Origin of the sequence: Pseudomonas sp. GL-RE-29 (assembly GCF_019947275.1) — a bacterium.
GTDB classification, from domain to species: Bacteria; Pseudomonadota; Gammaproteobacteria; order Pseudomonadales; family Pseudomonadaceae; genus Aquipseudomonas; species Aquipseudomonas fluorescens_A.
In genome coordinates, this window is the sequence record NZ_JAGYGD010000008.1 from 78,287 (window position 1) to 100,326 (window position 22,040).

At 60.0% G+C, this 22,040-nt stretch carries 23 protein-coding genes; 12 read left to right on the top strand and 11 right to left on the bottom strand.

The genetic code is table 11. From position 1 onward, the window contains the following. Nucleotides 1-36: 36 nt before the first annotated feature. The gene (locus tag KGB21_RS09250; protein ID WP_034147678.1) at nt 37-783 is read right to left on the bottom strand and encodes a LytR/AlgR family response regulator transcription factor; all 747 of its coding nucleotides are present in this window, start codon (nt 781-783) and stop codon (nt 37-39) included. 531 nt (nt 784-1,314) lie between these two features. On the opposite strand from KGB21_RS09250, the gene argH reads away from it, so the two are divergent. After that, nucleotides 1,315-2,709 (top strand): argininosuccinate lyase, encoded by a 1,395-nt coding sequence (gene argH, locus KGB21_RS09255; protein ID WP_034147679.1) that lies wholly within the window; start codon nt 1,315-1,317, stop codon nt 2,707-2,709. 50 nt (nt 2,710-2,759) lie between these two features. Here argH and KGB21_RS09260 read toward each other — a convergent pair whose 3' ends face one another. Together KGB21_RS09260 and KGB21_RS09265 are read right to left on the bottom strand one after the other, a co-directional pair. Further along, nucleotides 2,760-3,434, bottom strand: a complete 675-nt coding sequence (locus KGB21_RS09260; protein ID WP_223504875.1) for a glutathione S-transferase family protein — start codon at nt 3,432-3,434, stop codon at nt 2,760-2,762. 210 nt (nt 3,435-3,644) lie between these two features. After that, on the bottom strand, nt 3,645-4,304 hold the full coding sequence (locus KGB21_RS09265) for a glutathione S-transferase family protein (protein ID WP_223504877.1): 660 nt from the start codon (nt 4,302-4,304) through the stop codon (nt 3,645-3,647). A 124-nt stretch (nt 4,305-4,428) separates the two neighbouring features. On the opposite strand from KGB21_RS09265, the gene KGB21_RS09270 reads away from it, so the two are divergent. The 3 genes from KGB21_RS09270 (at nt 4,429) to KGB21_RS09280 (ending at nt 8,233) form a co-directional block, all read left to right on the top strand. Then, entirely contained in the window at nt 4,429-4,713 is a 285-nt protein-coding gene (locus KGB21_RS09270; RefSeq protein ID WP_008024357.1) for a hypothetical protein, read from the top strand. A gap of 235 nt (nt 4,714-4,948) precedes the next feature. Then, nucleotides 4,949-5,194 carry a TIGR02647 family protein gene (locus KGB21_RS09275; protein WP_034147682.1) on the top strand — a complete coding sequence of 82 codons (246 nt, stop codon included), beginning with the start codon at nt 4,949-4,951 and terminating at the stop codon, nt 5,192-5,194. Nucleotides 5,195-5,386: 192 nt separating this feature from the next. Continuing rightward, entirely contained in the window at nt 5,387-8,233 is a 2,847-nt protein-coding gene (locus KGB21_RS09280; RefSeq protein ID WP_223504879.1) for a class I adenylate cyclase, read from the top strand. Nucleotides 8,234-8,240: 7 nt separating this feature from the next. On the opposite strand, the gene rnk is transcribed toward KGB21_RS09280, so the two are convergent. The 3 genes from rnk to cyaY all read right to left on the bottom strand — a co-directional run bounded on the left by rnk (nt 8,241) and on the right by cyaY (nt 9,446). Continuing rightward, nucleotides 8,241-8,651, bottom strand: coding sequence for a nucleoside diphosphate kinase regulator (rnk, locus tag KGB21_RS09285; protein ID WP_034147684.1), 411 nt, complete (start codon nt 8,649-8,651; stop codon nt 8,241-8,243). A gap of 230 nt (nt 8,652-8,881) precedes the next feature. Then, entirely contained in the window at nt 8,882-9,109 is a 228-nt protein-coding gene (locus tag KGB21_RS09290) for a DUF1289 domain-containing protein (protein WP_034147685.1), read from the bottom strand. Between the two features lie 4 nt (nt 9,110-9,113). Next, nucleotides 9,114-9,446, bottom strand: a complete 333-nt coding sequence (cyaY, locus tag KGB21_RS09295) for an iron donor protein CyaY (protein WP_034147686.1) — start codon at nt 9,444-9,446, stop codon at nt 9,114-9,116. Between the two features lie 367 nt (nt 9,447-9,813). On the opposite strand from cyaY, the gene lptM reads away from it, so the two are divergent. Genes lptM through KGB21_RS09325 form a run of 6 tightly spaced genes read left to right on the top strand, consistent with a single transcriptional unit; the run spans nt 9,814 to nt 14,433 of the window. Further along, nucleotides 9,814-9,987 (top strand): LPS translocon maturation chaperone LptM, encoded by a 174-nt coding sequence (lptM, locus tag KGB21_RS09300; protein ID WP_034147687.1) that lies wholly within the window; start codon nt 9,814-9,816, stop codon nt 9,985-9,987. Between the two features lie 9 nt (nt 9,988-9,996). Next, nucleotides 9,997-11,244 (top strand): diaminopimelate decarboxylase, encoded by a 1,248-nt coding sequence (lysA, locus tag KGB21_RS09305; protein WP_034147688.1) that lies wholly within the window; start codon nt 9,997-9,999, stop codon nt 11,242-11,244. Nucleotides 11,245-11,248: 4 nt separating this feature from the next. Beyond that, nucleotides 11,249-12,079: a diaminopimelate epimerase gene (gene dapF, locus KGB21_RS09310; protein ID WP_223504881.1), complete on the top strand. Its 831-nt coding sequence runs from the start codon at nt 11,249-11,251 to the stop codon at nt 12,077-12,079. Nucleotides 12,080-12,092: 13 nt separating this feature from the next. After that, nucleotides 12,093-12,818 carry a DUF484 family protein gene (locus KGB21_RS09315; protein ID WP_034147690.1) on the top strand — a complete coding sequence of 242 codons (726 nt, stop codon included), beginning with the start codon at nt 12,093-12,095 and terminating at the stop codon, nt 12,816-12,818. A gap of 2 nt (nt 12,819-12,820) precedes the next feature. Beyond that, nucleotides 12,821-13,720, top strand: coding sequence for a tyrosine recombinase XerC (xerC, locus tag KGB21_RS09320; protein ID WP_034147691.1), 900 nt, complete (start codon nt 12,821-12,823; stop codon nt 13,718-13,720). Next, nucleotides 13,717-14,433: an HAD family hydrolase gene (locus KGB21_RS09325; protein WP_223504883.1), complete on the top strand. Its 717-nt coding sequence runs from the start codon at nt 13,717-13,719 to the stop codon at nt 14,431-14,433. Before xerC ends, KGB21_RS09325 begins: the two co-directional genes overlap by 4 nt. Nucleotides 14,434-14,596: 163 nt before the next feature. Here the strand turns inward: KGB21_RS09325 and sutA are convergent, their stop codons facing one another. The 4 genes from sutA to glnK form a co-directional block, all read right to left on the bottom strand. Beyond that, nucleotides 14,597-14,920, bottom strand: coding sequence for a transcriptional regulator SutA (gene sutA, locus KGB21_RS09330; RefSeq protein WP_034147693.1), 324 nt, complete (start codon nt 14,918-14,920; stop codon nt 14,597-14,599). 101 nt (nt 14,921-15,021) lie between these two features. Continuing rightward, nucleotides 15,022-15,447 (bottom strand): secondary thiamine-phosphate synthase enzyme YjbQ, encoded by a 426-nt coding sequence (locus KGB21_RS09335; RefSeq protein WP_007989493.1) that lies wholly within the window; start codon nt 15,445-15,447, stop codon nt 15,022-15,024. 214 nt (nt 15,448-15,661) lie between these two features. After that, nucleotides 15,662-16,999: an ammonium transporter gene (locus tag KGB21_RS09340; RefSeq protein WP_034147694.1), complete on the bottom strand. Its 1,338-nt coding sequence runs from the start codon at nt 16,997-16,999 to the stop codon at nt 15,662-15,664. Nucleotides 17,000-17,034: 35 nt separating this feature from the next. Next, complete coding sequence (gene glnK / locus KGB21_RS09345) at nt 17,035-17,373, bottom strand: P-II family nitrogen regulator (RefSeq protein WP_002555808.1); 339 nt, start codon at nt 17,371-17,373, stop codon at nt 17,035-17,037. Nucleotides 17,374-17,792: 419 nt separating this feature from the next. Between glnK and KGB21_RS09350 the strand changes: the two genes are divergently transcribed. Both KGB21_RS09350 and KGB21_RS09355 read left to right on the top strand, forming a co-directional pair. After that, nucleotides 17,793-18,059 carry an accessory factor UbiK family protein gene (locus KGB21_RS09350; RefSeq protein ID WP_034147695.1) on the top strand — a complete coding sequence of 89 codons (267 nt, stop codon included), beginning with the start codon at nt 17,793-17,795 and terminating at the stop codon, nt 18,057-18,059. A gap of 214 nt (nt 18,060-18,273) precedes the next feature. Next, nucleotides 18,274-19,767: a YifB family Mg chelatase-like AAA ATPase gene (locus tag KGB21_RS09355; protein ID WP_034147696.1), complete on the top strand. Its 1,494-nt coding sequence runs from the start codon at nt 18,274-18,276 to the stop codon at nt 19,765-19,767. 128 nt (nt 19,768-19,895) lie between these two features. On the opposite strand, the gene KGB21_RS09360 is transcribed toward KGB21_RS09355, so the two are convergent. Further along, nucleotides 19,896-21,872: a methyl-accepting chemotaxis protein gene (locus KGB21_RS09360; RefSeq protein ID WP_223504885.1), complete on the bottom strand. Its 1,977-nt coding sequence runs from the start codon at nt 21,870-21,872 to the stop codon at nt 19,896-19,898. Nucleotides 21,873-22,040 lie beyond the last annotated feature (168 nt).

The following is a 22,040-nucleotide window of genomic DNA, read 5'->3' on the forward strand; positions in this document are numbered from 1 at the left end:
GGCAATCGGGTGTGAAATCCGCCTGCGAGCAGCGAATTAAAGCTGTTGCATCATTTTTCGAACGCCGGCCACATGGCGCCGGCTGACGATCAGGGCGTCACCGTTCAAGCCTTTGAGGAACAGCTGGAAATGCCCCAGAGGCGTTCGTTGCAGGCGCTCGATGCGCTCGCGAGCGACCAGAGCGTTGCGGTGGATGCGCACAAACCGGTCGCCGAATTCATCTTCCAGCGCCTTGAGCGGTTCATCCAGCAACACTTCGCCGGTCTCGTGGCGCAGGGTCACGTACTTGTGATCGGCGATGAAATAGACCACCTGATCCAGCGGGATCAGCTCGATGCCCTTTCGGGTTCGGGCGCTGATATGGCTGCGTGGGCCACTGCCGCTTTCTGCGGCAGGTCGGGTCAGAGCCGAGAGTTGGACACGATTGGGGCGCTCGGCTTTCTTTAATGCATCATGTAAATGTTCAGTTCTCACAGGTTTCACCAGATAGCCTACGGCGCTGGCCTGTAAGGCTTCCACGGCAAATTCATCGGAACCTGTGCAAAACACCACTGCAGGCGGGGTTTCGCGTTCGCACAGTCGCGCTGCCACTTGCAGGCCATCGAGGCCTGGCATGCGGATATCGAGCAGGACGATATCCGGTTTGTGGCTGTCGATCAGTGCCAACGCCTCTTCGCCGTTCGTGGCGCTCGGCTCCAGGACGCTGTATCCCTCGAGTTCACCAACCATTTGGCTCAGGCGCTCGCGGGCAAGGGGGTCGTCATCAACGATCAGGACATTCATATTGCGCTGGATTCCTGCGTGAGTCTCGCACAAGGATAGCGTAGACAGGGGAAGTGACGTCTGTCACCGCGATCCACGCTAAGACTAGCGCGAGCGTGAAAAAGTGCCGCTGGTCGGGCAGCTAAATTTTCATCTGCCGGGCGATTAGCGGCCCAGGCCCGCTTTGGCGACACATCGCCACAGGGTTTGCTGATACGCAATATGAACACCCCCTCTTCTTATAGTCCTCTCGCGCACCGAGAAGTGCGCTGATCCTACTGTCCAACTGTAGACGGTTGCCGGAACGATATTGCTCAGATGAAAAATATCGTTGTACTAATAGGGAAAACTGTTGGAGCGAGCCTGCTCGCGATGAACCTGAGGGCCACGGGTTTATTCAAAAAGCACGCGTGATCGTTAACATCCATCGCGAGCAGGCTCGCTCCCACATGAGAAAACCAGTCGACCAGTGCCAGCGACAGGATTGGCAACCCTGTTATTATCCGCGGCAGCTTTCAACGCCATCTTTTTTCAGCCGATACGAGCGAATTCATGAGCACTGACAAGACCAATCAGTCCTGGGGCGGCCGCTTCAGTGAACCCGTCGACGCCTTCGTCGCCCGCTTCACCGCCTCCGTCACCTTCGACCAGCGCCTGTATCGCCACGACATCATGGGCTCGATCGCCCACGCCACCATGCTGGCCAAGGTCGGCGTGCTGACCGATGCCGAGCGCGACAGCATCATCGATGGCCTGAAGACCATCCAGGGTGAAATCGAGGCCGGCCAGTTCGACTGGCGCATCGACCTCGAAGACGTGCACATGAACATCGAGGCACGCCTGACCGACCGCATCGGCGTGACCGGTAAAAAGCTGCACACCGGCCGCAGCCGCAACGACCAGGTAGCCACCGACATCCGCCTGTGGCTGCGCGATGAAATCGACCTGATCCTCGGCGAAATCACCCGCCTGCAAAAAGGCTTGCTGGAACAGGCCGAGCGCGAAGCCGGCAGCATCATGCCGGGTTTCACTCACTTGCAAACCGCGCAGCCGGTGACCTTCGGGCACCATATGCTGGCGTGGTTCGAAATGCTCAGCCGCGACTACGAGCGTCTGGTCGACTGCCGCAAGCGCACCAACCGCATGCCACTGGGCAGCGCCGCGCTGGCCGGTACCACGTACCCGATCGATCGTGAATACACCGCGCAACTGCTGGGCTTTGATGCGGTGGGCGGCAACTCGCTGGACAACGTGTCCGATCGCGACTTCGCCATCGAATTCTGCTCCGCCGCGAGCATCGCGATGATGCACCTGTCGCGCTTCTCCGAAGAGCTGGTGCTGTGGACCAGCGCACAATTCCAGTTCATCGATCTGCCAGACCGTTTCTGCACCGGCAGCTCGATCATGCCGCAAAAGAAAAACCCGGACGTTCCGGAACTGGTGCGCGGCAAATCGGGCCGTGTGTTCGGTGCCTTGATGGGCCTGCTGACCCTGATGAAAGGCCAGCCTCTGGCCTACAACAAGGACAACCAGGAAGACAAGGAACCGCTGTTCGACGCCGCCGACACCCTGCGCGATTCTCTGCGTGCCTTTGCCGACATGATCCCGGCAATCAAACCCAAGCACGCCATCATGCGCGAAGCGGCCCTGCGCGGTTTCTCCACTGCCACCGACCTGGCTGACTACCTGGTACGTCGCGGCCTGCCGTTCCGTGACTGCCACGAAATCGTTGGCCATGCGGTGAAGTACGGCGTGGACAGCGGCAAGGACCTGGCGGAAATGAGCCTGGAAGAACTGCGCAAGTTCAGCGACCAGATCGACCAGGACGTATTCGCCGTGCTGACCCTGGAAGGTTCGGTCAATGCCCGTGACCACATCGGCGGCACTGCGCCAGCGCAGGTGAAGGCCGCCGTTTCGCGCGGTCAGGCGCTGCTCGCCAGCCGTTAAGACGACAGCAAATATGAAGCCCGATGGCCAAAACCATCGGGCTTTCCCTCTCAGCGATTCGAATTCCCCACTGCCCGCACCCGCTTAAGAAAAGCAGGCGCCTCCGCCTGTCTGTCAGCGGCGACTATTCTCACGTTCGGATTCTCGCCCAAGTGCTCCAGCAACGCCTTGGCACCTGGCATGTCGGACAAGAAGTCGATGTCGAACAAGCGCTTTCCGACGTCTACGGCCAGGTCAACACTGTATAGAAAATACAAATCGGCTAGCGTGAAGTGCTCTCCTGCCACATATGGCGCAAACCGCGCACGTTGCTTCAAGGCCGTAAACCCTTTGATCAGATCCCGCTGTGCCTTGGCCTTCAGCTCCTCGGGAGTCGGCCTGCCGCCGAAAAACACTTCGACGTAACACACACGCGCCGGCAGCTCGATGTACAACTCGATTTCTTTGGCCAGTGCTCGAACACTTGCCCGCGCAAACGGATCGGTCGGCAATAGCGCTTTGCCTGACTGGGTCTCTTCTATGAAGTCGAGGATGGCGTCCGTTTCGCTTACAAAGCCCTGCTCGGTCTCCAGGACCGGAACCTTCCCTCGGGGGCTGACGGCGAGAATGTCCGGATTCTGGCAACCATGAAACGGCACGGTTTCAAAAGGCACACCTTTTTCCAGGAGTGCCAACTTGACCATATTGAAATAGTTACTCGCCGCAAAACCATAAAGTTTGAGCATTACCGGGTCTCCTTGACCGCGACGTTTCCTGATCGGAAAACGATTCGATGCTCAAGGTAAACACTGTCCAGAACCGGGGAAGATTTTGGTTATTACCACGTACGACGAAATCGCCTGAAGGTGTTGGCCGACTTGGGTGTGGGCAATGTAGGACAAGAGATTGCGAATCTCCTGACACGTACTGATCACACCCGTCAGACGCCTCCGCAACTACTTCTTGGACGCGACCATCGCCATAAACGCCGGCATTGCCGCTTCCTTGTCCGCCGCAATCCGCTGCACGTTCGGGTTTTGCTCCAGACGCTCCAGCAACGCCTTGGCCGCCGGCAGTTCGGCCAACAGATCGATATCAAACAGCTTTTTCGCCACTGCACAGGCCAGCGGCACGCTGTACAGGAAATACAGATCCGCCACGCTCAAATTGTCGCCCGCCACATAAGGGCTGAACTTGCCGTGCCTGCCCAGGGAGGCAATGCCCAGCAATAGCTCGGTCTTGGTCTTTTCCTTGATCGCATCAGGCAGCGTCATGCCGAAAAATGCTTCGGGGTAGCAAGCCCGACCCGGCAGTTCGATGTACAGCTCGATTTCCTTGGCCAGCGCCAGCACCTGCGCCCGTTCGAAAGGATCGCTCGGCAGCAGCGGCGTGCCTTTTTGGCTTTGCTCGATGTATTCGAGAATAACGCTGGTTTCGTTGATGAAACCCTGTTCGACACCCAGCACCGGCACCTTGCCGCGCGGACTGATGACCAGCGCTTCAGGCGCCTGGCCAGCGTAAAACGGCACCTCTTCGAACGGCAGTCCCTTTTCCAGCAGCGCCAGCTTGACCATGTTGTAGTAGTTGCTGACGGAAAATCCATAAAGCTTGAGCATCACAAAGCCTCCAGGCCGTGCAGGGGTTGGCAGTGCCTTTTATAGAACGCCGGGACGGTTCTTGCCAGCAGCATCACGGCGCTGAATGCAGGTAAACTGGCCGCCTTTCCTTGAGGAGCCTGCCATGAGCGAGCCAACAGATATCGACAGCGACGAAGAAGAATTCACCGAGAACACGCTGATCGAGGCCATCGAAAACCAGATTGAGAGCGACAACCCGCCGGCCGCCAAGGCGACCTTCAACAAGCTGACACTGGTGGGTTACGAGCGCGAGGAAATCCTCAACCTGATGGCTCACGTTTTGGCGGTGGAAATCGACGCGATCCTCGAAGAAGACCGCGCGTTCAATACCGAATGGTATGAAGCTGCACTGCGTGCGTTGCCGGAATTGCCGCCGGAAAAGAAATAAGATCAAAAGATCGCAGCCTTCGGCAGCGCCTGCAGGGATCGTATTTCATGTAGGAGCTGCCGCAGGCTGCGATCTTTTTTTTGCGGTCTACACTCTATCAACCCCGCTGCCGCCGAATTCAACCGGGGAATGCATCCCATGGCGAAAAAACCCTGTCGCGAGCACTGGACATGCCGGGCAAGTGGGCTCACCTTAGGGGCGCTGTCGTCCAATTCCTAGAAAGTCTGGAGTCCTTATGTCGCTTACCCCTGAGTTGGTTGCCGAACTGGAAGTCCTCGCACTCTTCAACCTGGACAGTTCCCAGGAAGGTTTGAAAATTCATCAGACCGCTGCCCCGAAACACATTGCCGCTGCCAAACGCTTGCATGAAAAAGAACTGATCGACCAGCCCGATGGCGGCTACCTGACTAGCCTGGGTCGTGATGCTGCGCAAAATGTACAAACCGTTCTGACCATCCTGAGCGTCCAGGAAACTGCCTGAATTCCCCGCATCGCCCACGGAAACCCCAGGCTCGGGATTTCCGCGGGCACGGCCTGACAACGGCCGTCGCCATACGGTAAAAATCTGACGCCAGAAAAACAAAATCAGCTTAAAAGTCCCGGGACCAAGGCGCTACACTCCCCATACCCGAGAACCCCGATTCCGAGCCCCTGCGAGCCGGTTTGAGCTGACATGACCCGCACCCACGAAATCCGCCCCGATCTGGACGAGGGAATCGACCGCAAGGTTCTCAGCCAACTGCGCGCACGTTTCCTGAAACTCAACGAGGGCCGCATGGCGCGCGCCATGGAAGGATTGTCGACCCGGCAGCAAGGGGTGCTGAACCTCCTCCCGCTGTTTTTCCACGTCAATCATCCGCTGTTGCCGGGTTACGTTTCCGGCAGCACGCCGGCCGGACTGTCGAACTACGAACCGGACGCCAATGCCCTCGCCGAAGCCCAGCGCCTGACCCGCTCGTTTTCCTACAAGCCGCGCCACGGCAGCAACCCGCCACGCCCGATTCACGGCCTGTTCCTGATGGGCAGCCTCGGCACACTGGCCCAGGCCGACCAGAGCGACATGGACGTGTGGGTATGTCATGCGCCCGATTTGAGTGAGCAGGAGCTGTCCGAACTGCGCAAAAAGTGCCAGTTGCTGGAAACCTGGGCCGCCAGCCAGGGGGCCGAGGCGCATTTCTTTCTGATCGAGCCGACGCGCTTCGTACTGGGTGAGCGCGACAATCAACTCAGCTCCGAAAACTGCGGCACCACTCAGCACTATCTACTGCTGGACGAGTTCTACCGCACTGCGATCTGGCTCGCCGGGCGCACGCCGATCTGGTGGGTGGTGCCCGTTTATGAGGAAGCGAATTACGACCGCTACACCCACACGCTGCTGTCCAAGCGCTTCATCCGCACCGACGAAACCCTGGACCTGGGAAATCTGGCGTACATTCCTCCCGGCGAATTCATCGGTGCCGGGCTCTGGCAGCTGTTCAAGGGTATCGAGTCGCCTTACAAGTCGGTGCTCAAGCTGTTGCTGACCGAGGTTTACGCCAGCGAACATCCGAGGGTCCAGTGCCTGAGCCTGCGCTTCAAACAAGCGGTGTTCGCCAATCGGCTCGACCTCGATGAACTGGACCCATACGTCGTGGTTTACCGGCGTATCGAGGAATACCTCATCGCCCGTAACGAGCCGGAACGGCTGGAATTGGTGCGACGCGCGCTGTACCTGAAGGTCAATCGCAAGCTCACCGTCGGTAGTGGCCGCACCCAGAGTTGGCAACGCTCGTTGCTTGAACGCCTCGCCCACGAATGGCAATGGGACCCGCGGCAACTGGCGCTGCTCGACAGCCGCAGCCAATGGAAAGTCCGCCAGGTCAGCTCGGAGCGCCGGGCTCTGGTCAACGAACTGAATTACAGCTACCGCTTCCTGACTCAGTTTGCCCGCAATGAACAGACCGTCAGCCTGATCAACAAGCGTGACCTCAGCGTGCTGGGTCGACGCCTGTACGCGGCGTTCGAGCGCAAGGCAGACAAGGTCGAGTTCATCAATCCGGGCATCGCCCCGGATTTGGCCGAAGACACCCTGACGCTGGTCCATGCACCGAACAAAAAAGAGCCGACGCAAAATCAGTGGGGCTTGTACAACGGCAGCCTGACCGCGCTTGAGTGGGAGCATTTCGCCCCGATCAAACGCAGTCGCCATCTGCTCGAACTGCTCACCTGGTGCCACCGCAACGGCGTGATCGACAGCAGCACCCGCCTCGCCTTGCACCCCGGCAGCAGCGACTTGAGCGAGTTCGAACTGTTCAACCTGCTCGGTAGCCTGCAACAGACTATTCCCCTGCCCTTGCCGACCGTCGCGGAGGAACCATTGCTGCGTGCCGCCGTGCCCGGCAACGTGCTGATGCTGGTGAACGTCGGTGTCGACCCGCTCAAGCACCACCGCGACCTGAACATCCTGATGACCACCGAGCGCACCGACTCACTGAGTTACGCCGGCGTCCGGGAAAACCTGGTGCTGACCCTGGATCAGGTCACGCTCAATAGCTGGAACGAAGTGCTGGTCAATCACTTCGACGGACCACACGCCCTGCTCGACTGCGTGCGTGACTACCTCAACAACCTGCCGAGCGGGCCGCAGCAGCCCCGACTGCGCGTGCGTTGCTTCTGCCATAACCGCGCGCAGTTCATTGCCCAGCGGGTCGAAGGGATCCTCGACATTGCGCAGAACCTGCTGCTGAGCAAACTCAATTACCGCTACCTGATTCAGGTCCAGCAGCATTACCACGTGCTGGAGTTGGTGCCCGGCCAGGTCAATCACGTTGCGCTTGCCACCTTGCCGGCGCTATTCGATTACCTGGGTGAGGAACAGGCTCGTTACAGCCCGTTGCACCTGGACCCGATGGCGCTCGAAGACCACGACCTGGCAATGCTTCTGCCCATGGGCCAGCCGGGTTGCATTCAAGTGTTCTACCGGATCAACGAAGCCCAGGCCGATCTGTACGTACTCGATGAATTCAACGCGTTGTGGCAGCAGCGTTTGCCCTGGCATGACGAGCAAAGCCTGCTGGTTCCGTTGCAGCGATTCCTGCAGTCGATCCAGTACCGACGCGATGCGTTGCAACCGATGGATGCGACTTCCCCGCAGAATCTGGAGACGCTGTATTACCAATTGTTGCCTTCCGGCCCGGGCCGAGCGCGTCGGGTCGACGCGAGGCCGCCACCACAAAACCCGGTCAACAAGCCGTTCTACGACGTGCAGGCGATCGTCGGCAAAGCGGCGCCCGGCACGGTGCACGTCACGTTGTATTGCAATCAGCGGGAATTTTCAGAGTTGGAACATGGCGACCAACTGTTCAGTGTGGTCGCCCGGGAAATCATCGAGCAGCGCCGCGAGGCCGAGCGCTACCGCTGCTACATCACCGACCTGGACTTGTCGGGCCTGATAGGTGATGGGCAGAGTTCGAGCAATTTGTATCTGCGTTACAAGGCCGACCTGGAGCGCGCATTGAACGAGGCGCTCGCGCAGGTCTGAGCGTTCGTTACTCTGGGAAGTCGCCGCCATGGGCTGGTTGCGATTCGACTTCCAGCAAAGTCAGTTTCAGGGTCTTGCCACCCGGAGCCGGCCAGTCGATGTGCTGGCCAACTTTCAGGCCCAGCAGTGCACTGCCCACTGGCGCCAGGATGGAAATCCGTCCTTCGTCGGCGTTGGCATCCTTCGGATAAACCAGGGTCAGGTGATAGTCCTTGCCACTGCTTTCTTCACGGCAGTGCACGCGGGAATTCATGGTCACGACATCGGCGGGCACTTCATCGTGGCCGACCAGTGTATCGGCGCGATCCAGCTCGGTTTGCAGCGCGATAACGCCCGGCAGCGTGTCATCCAGGCTGTCGATCAGACGCTCCAGACGCTGTACGTCCAGACGGGTAAGGGTGATGGAAGGTGCGGTCATGATCAGGGCAGACTCCTTTCTTCTGCACGAAAAAAGCAAAACCCCGCCAGAAAAAGGCGGGGTTTTCACAAGGCCTCGATGGGTTGAGGCGTATCCGGACACTAACACAGCTCAAAAAATATACAAGCCGCCACCAGACAGCGCGCACTCCCTGTGGGAGCCGGCTTGCTGGCGATAGGATTCCGGACGTTACAGCGCCCTCCTGGCCGCCATCGCTAGCAAGCCAGCTCCTACAGAAGATTGGCGTTGACCTTGCGATTGGAGGCCTGGGCGCAGATGACCCGACGGCGCTCGTCATCGGCCGAACGCCATTCGCGGATGTCTTCGACATGACGGAAGCAGCCCAGACAGACCTTCTGCTCATCCAGCCGGCACACGCCGCTGCACGGCGAAGGGACGGCCGGGCTGACGTTGCTGTAAAGCGGCTTCGGTGGGCGGACGGGTGCTGACTGGGTCACGACGTTACAGGCCTTCGAAATCGAGTTCGACACCGGCCTGCTGATTGACGATGCGTTCGAGCATCTCGCCCAGTTGCTCTTCGCTCTTGTCGCACATCCAGCGCTCGCTTTCTTCGTCGTAGTCGAAGTGGAAGCCACCGGACACCGCCGCCAGCCACAACTGACGCAGCGGCTCCTGCCGACTGAAGATCAACTGGCTGCCGTTTTCGAACTTGACGGTCAATACACCGGCCGAGCTTTCGAGATCGATATCCAGGTCGCTCTCGTCAAAGATGTCCTCCAGTGTTTGCTGGGTGGCATCGACCAGATCGTGGAAACGGGCTTCGGACAAACTCATTACGGCAACCTCAAAAAGTGTCTGATCAGGCTCAAGCGCCGCAAGATACGGACGAGCCCCGCTGATTGCAAAGGATAACGATCATGGGCCGATATAGGTACATCAAACACGGTTCCGGTGGGAGCGGGGTTGTGTGGCGAGGGAGCTTGCTCCCGCTGGGTCGCGAAGCGACCCCGAAAGCATTGCGCCTGCTTCGCAGTCGAGCGGGAGCAAGCTCCCTCGCCACACAAGCCCGCTACCACAATGGATTGCGCGCGACTTACCTGCATCAAGCCAAGGCCCGCCGGACGGGCGGTTCGTTGCATAGGCAAGCTGCCGGGTGGCCGGTATACTCCGGCGCAATTAATGCATTTTCAAGGATTTCGCCATGAAGCGCCTGATCTCTTCCCTTGCTGCGCTCCTCGCGGTTGCCTGCCTTGTGTCGGCCTGCGGTCAAAAAGGCCCGTTGTACCTGCCCGACGAAGACCAGGACCCTGCAGAGCAGGCCCAGTCCTCGCAGAAGCAGCCGTCCAAGGCACACAAGCACGACGTCTACCAATAAGGGAACCTCATGGACGCTTTTAACTACCGTGACGGTGAACTGTTCGCGGAAGGTGTTGCCCTGTCTGCCATCGCCGAGCGCTTTGGCACACCGACCTACGTTTACTCGCGCGCCCACATCGAAGCCCAGTACCTGGCTTACGCCGATGCGCTGGCCGGCATGCCGCACCTGGTCTGCTTCGCGGTCAAGGCCAACTCCAACCTGGGTGTACTGAATGTCCTGGCGCGCCTGGGCGCCGGTTTCGACATCGTCTCCCGTGGCGAGCTGGAACGCGTACTGGCCGCTGGCGGCAGCGCCGACAAGATCGTGTTCTCCGGCGTCGGCAAGACCCGTGACGACATGCGTCGCGCCCTTGAAGTCGGCGTGCACTGCTTCAACGTCGAATCCACCGACGAGCTGGAACGCCTGCAAGTGGTGGCCGCCGAGCTCGGCGTTCGCGCGCCGATTTCGCTGCGCGTCAACCCGGACGTCGATGCCGGCACCCACCCGTACATTTCCACCGGTCTCAAAGAGAACAAGTTCGGCATCGCCATCGCCGACGCCGAAGACGTGTACGTGCGCGCCGCGCAGTTGCCGAACCTGGAAGTGGTCGGCGTCGATTGCCACATCGGCTCGCAACTGACCACCCTGCCGCCGTTCATCGACGCTCTCGATCGCCTGCTGGGCCTGGTCGACCGCCTCGGCGATTGCGGCATCTACCTGCGCCACATCGATCTCGGTGGTGGCCTGGGTGTGCGTTATCGCGATGAAGAGCCGCCATTGGCCGCCGACTACATCAAGGCCGTGCGCGAGCGTCTCGACGGTCGTGATCTGGGACTGGTGTTCGAGCCGGGTCGCTTTATCGTCGCCAACGCCGGCGTTCTGCTGACCCAGGTCGAGTACCTCAAGCACACCGAACACAAAGACTTTGCCATCGTCGACGCGGCCATGAACGACCTGATCCGCCCGGCGCTGTACCAAGCCTGGATGGATGTCACCGCCGTACGCCCGCGCACCTCCGCTGCCCGCGCCTACGACATCGTTGGCCCAATCTGCGAGACCGGCGACTTCCTGGCCAAGGATCGTGAACTGGCCCTGGAAGAAGGCGACCTGCTGGCCGTGCATTCGGCTGGCGCCTATGGTTTTGTCATGAGCTCCAACTACAACACCCGCGGTCGTGCCGCTGAAGTGTTGGTGGACGGTGATCAGGCATTTGAAGTGCGTCGCCGTGAAACGGTAGCCGAGTTGTTTGCTGGCGAAAGCCTGCTGCCGGAGTAAAACCATGCTGCTGCGTTTTACCAAGATGCACGGCTTGGGCAATGACTTCATGGTCCTCGACCTGGTCAGCCAGCACGCGCACATTCTGCCCAAGCACGCCAAGCTGTGGGGCGATCGGCACACTGGCATCGGTTTCGACCAGTTGCTGATCGTCGAAGCACCGAGCAACCCGGACGTGGATTTCCGCTATCGGATCTTCAACTCCGACGGCTCGGAAGTGGAACAGTGCGGCAACGGTGCGCGCTGCTTCGCCCGCTTTGTGCTCGACAAACGCCTGACCGCTAAACGGCAGATCCGTGTCGAAACCAAAAGCGGCATCATCGAACTGGATGTGCGCAGCGACGGGCAGATCTGCGTGAACATGGGTGCCCCGCGCCTGGTGCCAGCGGATATTCCGTTTCAGGCGCCTGAACAGGCGTTGAGCTATCAGGTCGACGTCGACGGTACGCCGGTCGAACTGGCCGCGGTGTCCATGGGCAACCCCCATGCGGTGCTGCGAGTCAGCGATATCAACAACGCACCGGTGCATGAGCTGGGGCCGAAGATCGAACATCACCCGCGCTTCCCGGCACGGGTCAATGTCGGTTTTCTCCAGGTCATCGACCGGGGCCGCGCGCAGTTGCGCGTCTGGGAACGCGGCGCCGGGGAAACCCAGGCCTGCGGCACCGGCGCCTGCGCCGCTGCCGTCGCTGCGATCAGCCAGGGGTGGATGGATTCGCCGCTGTTGATCGACCTGCCAGGCGGGCGCCTGTCCATTGAATGGGCAGGCCCTGGCCAACCGGTGTTGATGACCGGCCCGGCAGTCCGTGTATACGAAGGACAAGTACGTCTTTGAGTGAGCCAAAACCATGACCGATAAGCCTCAGGTACCCGCCCGACAGTCCGACGAATCGCCGTCCGAGAGCCTGGAGGCGGCGGCGATTGCCGCGTACCTGGAGGCTCATCCGGACTTCTTCGTCGAGCACGAAGAACTGCTGCCGGCAATGCGCATTCCCCACCGCCGCGGCGACACCGTGTCGTTGGTGGAACGGCAGATGACCATCCTGCGCGACCGCAACATTGAGCTGCGTCATCGTCTTTCGCACTTGATGGACGTGGCCCGCGACAACGATCGTCTGTTTGAAAAAACCCGTCGCCTGATCCTCGCACTGATGGACGCCGCCACGCTGGAAGACGTGGTGATGTGCGTCGAAGACAGTTTGCGCCAGGACTTTCAGGTGCCCTTCGTCAGCCTGATCCTGCTCGGCGACAACGCCATGCCGGTCGGCCGCTGGGTGACCCACGCGGACGCCCAGGTGGCCATCGGTGGCCTGTTGCTGGAAGACAAAAGCGTCAGCGGCAGCCTGCGCGAACATGAACTCGACTTCTTGTTCGGCGAAGAGCAGCGCAAGCAAATCGGCTCCACCGCCGTCGTCGCCATCAGTCACCAGGGCATCCACGGCATCCTCGCTATCGCCAGCCGTGATCCGCAGCAATATAAAAGCTCGGTGGGCACGCTGTTCCTCAGCTACATTGCCGAAGTCATGGGCCGCGTGCTGCCACGGATCAACAACTCCCTGCGCTCGGTTCGCTGATCATGGAACGACAACTGGACGCTTACTGCGAACACCTGCGCAGTGAGCGACAGGTGTCGCCGCACACGCTGTCGGCCTACCGCCGCGACCTCGATAAAGTGCTGGGCTGGTGCGTCAAACAGAACATTGGCAGTTGGGCCGCCCTGGACATCCAGCGCCTGCGCAGCCTGATCGCTCGCCTGCATGCACAAGGTCAATCGTCCCGCAGCCTGGCGCGACTGCTGTCGGCGGTGCGTGGGCTCTATCACTACCTGAACCGCGAAGGCCTGTGCGATCACGACCCGGCCAACGGCCTGGCGCCGCCCAAGGGCGAACGCCGCCTGCCGAAAACCCTCGACACCGACCGCGCCCTGCAATTGCTGGAAGGTGGCGTGGAAGACGACTTTCTCGCGCGTCGGGATCAGGCGATTCTTGAGCTGTTCTATTCTTCCGGCCTGCGGCTTTCGGAACTGACCGGGCTCAATCTCGATCAGCTTGATTTGGCGGACGGTATGGTCCAAGTGCTCGGCAAAGGCAGCAAAACCCGCTTATTGCCGGTAGGAAAAAAAGCTCGAGAAGCGCTGGAGTTGTGGTTGCCATTGCGAGCCATGGCCAACCCGGCGGACGACGCGGTATTTGTCGGCCAGCAAGGTCGACGCCTCGGCCCGCGGGCGATCCAGCTGCGGGTAAAAGCAGCGGGCGAGCGCGAACTGGGGCAAAACCTGCACCCACACATGTTGCGACACTCCTTCGCCAGCCACTTGCTGGAGTCCTCGCAGGATCTGCGCGCGGTGCAGGAATTGCTCGGCCACTCGGACATCAAGACCACCCAGATCTACACCCACCTGGACTTCCAGCACCTGGCCAGCGTCTACGACAGCGCTCACCCACGGGCCAAACGCATTAAAGGCGATGATTCATGACTCTCCAACTGATCACTTTCGACCTCGACGACACTCTGTGGGACACCGCCCCGGTGATTGTCAGCGCCGAAGCCGTATTGCGTGAATGGCTGACTGAACATGCACCCAACTTGGGCGCGGTGCCGGTGGAGCATTTGTGGGCCATTCGCGAACGCATCCTGAGCATCGAGCCAAACCTCAAGCACCGCATCAGCGCTTTGCGTCGCCGCGTATTGTTCCAGGCTCTGGAAGAAGCAGGCTATGCCCACGCAGTCGCTTCCGAGTTGGCCGACCAAAGTTTCGAAGTGTTTCTGCATGCACGGCATCAGCTGGAAATCTTCCCGGAGGTGCAACCGACCCTCCAGGCACTGGCCAACCATTACACCCTCGGCGTGGTCACCAACGGCAATGCCGATGTGCGACGGCTGGGATTGGCGGACTACTTCAAGTTTGCGTTGTGCGCGGAAGACATCGGCGTCGCCAAGCCAGATGCGCGCCTGTTCCATGAGGCGTTGCAACGCGGAGGTGCGACCGCCGAGACGGCGGTGCATATCGGCGATCATCCGGGCGATGACATTGCCGGGGCGCAGCAGGCGGGGTTGCGGGCGATCTGGTTCAACCCTGCGGGAAAAACCTGGGAAGCCGAGCGCCTGCCCGATGCGGAAATTCGCAGCCTGACCGAACTGCCGGCGTTGTTGGCGCTCTGGAATGCCAGCGCAACATCACCTCTGTAGGAGCCGGCTTGCTGGCGATCACGGTTCATCATTCAACAACGATGTTGCCTGACCTGGCGCCATCGCCAGCAAGCCGGCTCCTACAGGGGTTACGCAGGATTTTGTTTGAGGCATGAAAAAGCCCGCAGCGACGGCGGGCTTTTTCAGCAAGCAGGTAGCAGCCTCAGATAGGCCGGCTACCGTACTTGTTATCCGGCTTCTTGGGCGGATCGGCGACCACGTTGGCCTCCACTTCCTGCACCTTGCCACCACGCGCAAGGAACTCTTCCATGGCCTTGGCCAGGGCGTCGCGCTCCTTGTTCTTGGCTTCGACACTCGGCAGCTCATCGACCGATACCGCTGCCTTGGCTTTGCCTTTGGCAGTCGGCGCGGGCGCATCACCGCCGTCGTCGTCAGCAACGTCTTCCGCTGCTGCTTCCAGGCCTTCTTCGGCCTCGTCTTCGTCGCCTACTTCGAGGTCGTCGTTTTCCAGATCATCGTCGCTCATGTTCTACCTCATGACTTGCGAAAAGCAGATTAGTTATAGCCCAGCTTTGCCCTCTGTCGAAGGCTGCCGGAAAAAAATCAACAACCGCTGCTGACCAGCGGTTATGCCCCTTCACCGTGCACGGTGGCGAGGACTTTACGAGCACCGCCATGATCACGGTGCTCGCCCAGATAAACGCCTTGCCAGGTCCCTAACGCCAGTCGGCCCGCCGAGATCGGCAAACTGAGCTGACAGCCAAGCACGCTGGCCTTGAAGTGCGCCGGGAGGTCGTCCAGGCCTTCGTCGTTATGCTCATATCCGTCTGTTCCTTGTGGGATCAGACGATTGAAAAATCGTTCGAAGTCGCGACGTACCGCCGGATCGGCGTTCTCGTTGATGGTCAACGACGCCGAGGTATGCTGCAGCCACAAATGCAACAGACCGACCCGACACGCCTTGAGTTCAGGCAGGCCGGCGAGTAACTCGTCCGTTACCAGATGAAAGCCCCGGGGCCTCGCCCGCAGGGTAATCAGAGTCTGTTGCCACATACAGTTCTCCGCACGTTCGGGGCGCATTCTAGCGCGCTCTGGGAAAAAACAAAGGCCCTAATATTCCTTCTATCCTGTAAGCCATTGGCGGCACAAAAACACTCGTCGCAAACGTCGTAAAAGCTGTAAGAAAAAACCTTTCAGCGCTTCCTTTGATGACAAATTCCAGACAAAAAAATGCCCGGCAAGCCGGGCAAATTTTTTATGCGCGTACTTACAAGTTGTAGCCGCGTTCGTTGTGAAGCGCCAGATCGATGCCGACGGCCTCTTCTTCTTCAGTGATGCGCAGCCCCATGACGGCATCCAGCACCTTGAGAATGATGAAGGTGACGATCGCGGTGTAGATCACCGTGAAGCCCACGCCTTTGCATTGAATCCAGACTTGTGCAGCGATGTCGGTCACGGTGCCGAAGCCACCCAGGGACGGTGCAGCGAACACACCGGTCAGGATCGCGCCGAGGATACCGCCGATACCGTGTACGCCGAAGGCATCCAGGGAATCGTCATAGCCGAGTTTGCGTTTCAGGGTGGTTGCGCAGAAGAAGCACACCACACCAGCTGCAAGACCGATCACCAGAGCGCCCATCGGGCCTACGGTGCCAGCCGCCGGGGTAATCGCAACCAGGCCAGCAACCACACCCGAAGCAATACCCAATGCGCTTGGCTTACCGTGGGTGACCCACTCAGCGAACATCCAGCCCAGTGCAGCGGCAGCGGTAGCGATTTGTGTAACGAGCATCGCCATGCCGGCGGTGCCGTTGGCCGCCGCAGCGGAACCGGCGTTGAAACCGAACCAACCGACCCACAGCATCGCCGCGCCCATCAGGGTATAGCCGAGGTTGTGCGGCGCCATCGGCGTGGTCGGGAAGCCTTTACGCTTGCCCAGTACCAGGCAGGCGATCAGACCGGCCACACCGGCGTTGATGTGCACCACGGTGCCGCCGGCGAAGTCCAGCACGCCCCAGTCCCACATCAGGCCGCCGTTGCCGGACCAGACCATGTGCGCGATCGGTGCATAAACCAGGGTGAACCAGATGCCCATGAAGATCAGCATCGCGGAGAACTTCATCCGCTCGGCGAAGGCACCGACGATCAGCGCCGGGGTGATGATGGCAAAGGTCATCTGGAAGGTGATGAACACCGCCTCAGGGAACAGCGCTGCCGGGCCGGTCAGGCTGGCTGGCGTGACACCGGCGAGGAACGCCTTGCCCATGCCGCCGAAGAACGAGTTGAAGTTGACGACGCCCTGCTCCATGCCCGTGGTGTCGAACGCGATGCTGTAGCCATAAATGACCCACAGGACGCTGATCAGACCGGTAATGGCGAAGCACTGCATCATCACGGAAAGAATGTTTTTCGACCGAACCATGCCGCCGTAGAACAGCGCGAGGCCGGGAATGGTCATGAACAGCACGAGGGCTGTCGAGGTCAACATCCAGGCGGTGTCGCCGGAGTTGAGGACTGGAGCTGCCACTTCGTCTGCCGCCATGGCCAGGCTGGGCATTACGAGGGACAACAGGGCTCCTAGCCCTGCGAATTTACGCAGAGTCATATTGTTTTCTCCTGGGGCGTTGGGTTTGTGGCGGCTTAGATTGCGTCGGTATCGGTTTCGCCGGTACGGATGCGAATCGCCTGTTCCAGATTGACCACGAAAATCTTGCCGTCACCGATCTTGCCGGTGTTGGCGGCCTTGGTTATCGCCTCGATAACCCGGTCGAGATCCTTGTCGTCAATGGCGACATCAATCTTCACCTTTGGCAGGAAATCGACCACGTACTCCGCGCCGCGATACAGCTCGGTGTGACCCTTCTGCCGACCGAAGCCTTTGACTTCAGTAACGGTAATGCCCTGCACGCCGATCTCGGACAACGACTCGCGCACGTCGTCCAACTTGAACGGCTTGATGATGGCAGTGACTAGCTTCATGAAAACTCTCTCCCGAATTGGTGGACTTGCCCCAGGAAAACAAACCCGTCTCAAGTCTAAGCGCAGTGCCTGGCTTTGTAACGCATCGTCGGCCTTACTTGCCCGTCCGACGCCAGCTAACCGCTCCTTGCGAAACACTCCCCGCGTTTCGTTCGGCGCACTGCATTCGTCACAGCGACTGCATCAGTGCATGGGTCATCAGGGTCTAAGCAGAAAGCTTGCCATCTCCAGAATTTTCACTGATTTCAAGCCTTTGCCCTCTGATCGTAACCACTTCGCAACAACACCCGGCTCGTTACGCACAACAACGGTGCGACGCCGTCCGTCTGCATGCGCGAAAAGCGTGCATCCCTAGCCGGCGAATTTGACTATAGACACTGCGTGATACACTGCCCGCCATTGTTTCCAGGACATTCACCATGCTCGCGCCCAAAGACTTCCTCGATGCCCTGACCGGCACCGCCTCCCGCCTCTTCAGCGGCGACACCCCACTGCCGAAAGCAGAGATCGAAAGTCAGTTCAAAATGTTGCTGCAGAGTGGCTTCAGCAAGCTGGATCTGGTGAGCCGGGAAGAGTTTGATAGTCAGATGGTCGTACTGGCGCGGACACGGGCACGGTTGGAGGCACTTGAGGCCAAGGTCGCTGAGATGGAAGCGAAGCTAAACCCACCAGCACAAACCGAATAACTGCAGGAGCCGGCTTGCTGGCGATCGCGTTTGATCATTCAACAACGATGTTGACTGACTTGTCGCCATCGCCAGCAAGCCGGCTCCTACAGGTTAAGCACCTGCAACATCCAGTGAAGGTTTGCCTCCTCAACCGCCCCGCCAGAATCTCCCCCGCCAACTACCCTTGAAAAACCCGCAGGAAGCGGCCCCCTGTACAACTCAAGGAACGACCATGTCTCTCGCCATCGTCCACAGCCGCGCCCAGGTGGGTGTGGAAGCGCCCGCCGTAACCGTCGAAGTCCATCTGGCCAACGGCTTGCCGTCGCTGACCATGGTCGGCCTGCCCGAGGCCGCGGTGAAGGAGAGCAAGGATCGGGTGCGCAGTGCGATCATCAATTCGGGGCTGCAATTTCCGGCACGGCGGATCACGCTCAATCTGGCCCCGGCGGATTTGCCCAAGGATGGCGGGCGGTTCGATTTGGCGATTGCCTTGGGGATTCTTTCGGCCAGTGTGCAGGTGCCGGCGTTGACGCTGGATGATGTGGAGTGTCTGGGAGAACTGGCGCTGTCAGGCGCGGTGCGGGCGGTTCGTGGGGTGTTGCCAGCGGCATTGGCGGCGCGCAAGGCCGGGCGTTCGTTGATGGTGCCGCGGGTGAACGCCGAGGAGGCCTGTCTCGCGTCGGGACTGAAGGTGATTGCGGTGGATCATCTGCTGGAAGCCGTCGCCCATTTCAACGGGCACACGCCGGTTGAACCGTATGTCTCCGATGGTTTGATTCACGCGAGCAAGCCCTACCCCGATTTGAATGAAGTACAGGGGCAGCAAGCTGCCAAACGGGCGCTGTTGATTGCTGCGGCGGGTGCGCACAACTTGCTGTTCAGCGGGCCTCCAGGTACCGGCAAGACGCTTCTGGCGAGCCGCCTGCCAGGATTGCTGCCACCGCTGAGCGAAAGCGAAGCTCTGGAAGTGGCGGCAATTCAGTCAGTCAGCAGTTGCACGCCGTTGAGCCATTGGCCGCAGCGCCCCTTCAGGCAACCCCATCACTCTGCCTCCGGCCCGGCGTTGGTTGGCGGCAGCTCGAAACCGCAACCCGGCGAGATCACACTTGCTCATCATGGCGTGCTGTTCCTGGATGAGCTGCCAGAGTTTGATCGCAAGGTGCTGGAGGTTTTAAGGGAGCCACTGGAATCCGGCCATATCGTGATTTCGCGGGCGAAAGATCGCGTTCGGTTTCCGGCGCGTTTTCAGTTGGTGGCGGCGATGAATCCGTGCCCCTGTGGATATCTTGGTGAACCCACTGGGCGGTGCTCTTGCACACCTGACATGGTTCAGCGTTATCGCAACAAACTCTCAGGACCGTTGCTGGATCGGATCGACTTGCACCTGACCGTGGCGCGGGAGGCCACCGCGTTGAATCCGGCAGTGAAACCAGGAGAGGACAGCGCCAGCGCAGCAGCACTGGTCGCTGAGGCTCGCGAACGACAGCAAAAACGTCAGGGCTGCGCCAACGCTTTCCTTGATCTGCCGGGGGTTCGTCGGCACTGCAAGTTATCCACAGCCGATGAGCATTGGCTGGAAAACGCCTGTGAACGGCTAACCCTTTCGCTGCGTTCGGCGCACCGGTTGCTGAAGGTAGCGCGGACGTTGGCGGATCTGGAGCAGGTCGAAGGGATCAGCCGCGAGCATCTGGCCGAAGCATTGCAGTATCGGCCGGCGACGCAATAAGTGCCGACACCGCGTCGCTCCCATCGCGGGCAAGCCACGCTCCCACAGGTTCAGCGTGCTTCACACGATTGCAGACCAACAAACCCTGTGGGAGCGGGCTTGCCCGCGATGGCGATTTCAGCCGCGCCTCAACGGAAGCGGTCAACCTCGGAACGCAAATCCGCCGCCAGTTTCTCCAGCTCTTTAGCAGTGACCACCAGGTTGGACACCACCTCACGCTGCTCACTGTTGGCCAGGGCAATACTCTGCAAATTGCTGCTGAGCAAAGTCGCAGTGCTGCTCTGCTCCTGAGTCGCCGTGGTAATCGCAGCAAATTGCTGACCGGCCGAGCGGCTTTGTTCGTCGATCCGCGCCAGTGCCGAAGCCACGTTGGCATTGCGCGACAAGCCTTCCTGCATCAGCACATTGCCCTGCTCCATGGTGCTGATGGCGTTGCCGGTTTCCTGTTGGATGCTCTGGATCATCACGGAAATTTCGTCCGTGGCCTGACGGGTCCGCGAGGCCAGGTTGCGCACTTCATCAGCCACCACGGCAAAGCCGCGGCCCTGCTCACCGGCGCGAGCGGCTTCGATCGCAGCATTCAGCGCCAGCAGGTTGGTCTGTTCGGCAATCGAAGTGATCACACCGACGATGCCGCCGATTTCCTGGGAGCGCTGCCCCAAGGTGTTGATCACCGTCGCCGTGCTGTTCAACGCACCGGCGATTTGCTCCAGCGACGAGGACGCTTCGTCCATCGATGTACGACCGATCTGGGTTTGCTGTGCGTTTTCCTGGGCCAGACGCTGGGTGCTGCCCATGTTGTCGGCAATGTTCAGGGACGTGGCGCTGAATTCTTCCACGGCGCCAGCCATGCTGGTGATTTCGCCGGATTGCTGCTCCATGCCTTCATAGGCGCCACCGGACAAACCGGACAAGGCCTGAGCGCGGCTGTTGACCTCCATCGAGGCGTTACGGATGTGCTCGACCATGGTCGACAACGCTTGGCTCATCTGATTGAAAGCGCGGGCCAGCTGGCCGATTTCGTCGTTACTCGACACGCTCAGGCGCACGCTCAGATCACCGGCACCCAACGCCTCGGCCTGACGCACCAGATCACCCAGCGGTGCGAGTTTGCTGCGCAGCAACCAGACCGCTGAACCCACCGCGATCAGCATCGCCAACAGACTGCCGATGGCCAATTGAATGCCGACGCTCCAGGTCACGGCGCTGATCTCGGTTTTCGGCATACTCGCCACCACCGACCACGGCCCGCCTTCGAACGGCACGGCCACGCTATAGAAATCTTCGGACTTGTCGCTCCAGAAATCACCCTTGCCTGGTGTTTTCGCCAAGCCGTTGATGGTCGCAATGGCCTGATCCGGTACTTGCACCCCGGCAATCGGCACCAGCCACTTGTTCTGCTCGTCCAGCAACGCCAGAGAACCGGTCTGACCGATGCGGAAACGCTTGAGGTTTTCGAACTGCGCTTTCTGCGCGTCGGTGTAATCAAATCCTACAAACAGCACGGCGATGACCTTACCGCCGCCATCCCGCACGGGGGTGTATTGCGTCATATAGAAACGATCAAACAGCAGCGCGCGTCCGACATAGCTCTGCCCCGCCATCAAGCGTGCATAAGCCGGGTTGGCGTGATCGAGCAGCGTACCGATAGCCCGATTGCCATCCTGCTTGGTCAAGGATGTGCTGACGCGAATGAAGTCTTCACCGCTGCGCACGAATACCGTGGCCACCCCCGCAGTCAATTGCTTGAACTCGTCCACTTCGTTGAAATTATTGTTCAGTACGTCGCTGCCCAGGTGCAGCCCCGGCGTCTGAGTACCCGCGACGGCCACCGGCTCATCCGGGTGCACGCTCAGGCCGGCACTGAAACGCTTCTCGAACAGACCGGCGAGACGCTGGGTGCTCTCACGCAACGTGCCGTGAAAGGTGCTCAATTGATCGGCCAGCAACCGGGCCTCGCTGGCCAGGTGCTCTTCGCGGGTAGCGAGGTTGGCGGTATCCAGCGAGCGCAGGGCGAACACGCTACTGCCAGTGATGACAATCGCTAGAATCACGGCGAGCGCGAGACCAAGCTGTGAAGCGATCCGGGCACGAGGTTGAGACATGACAGCTCCTGGCCGAGCAGCCAGATCATCCTGATCGCAGCGCATACTCAGCAAAATTTCTAATAATGGGGAAAGCATCGAACCTGCACGAAGGTTCCATGTGCAGATATTCGGCGGCCAGCGGGAATACTTGAGCAATTAACCGGGATATGGCTCAAGGCCGCTACT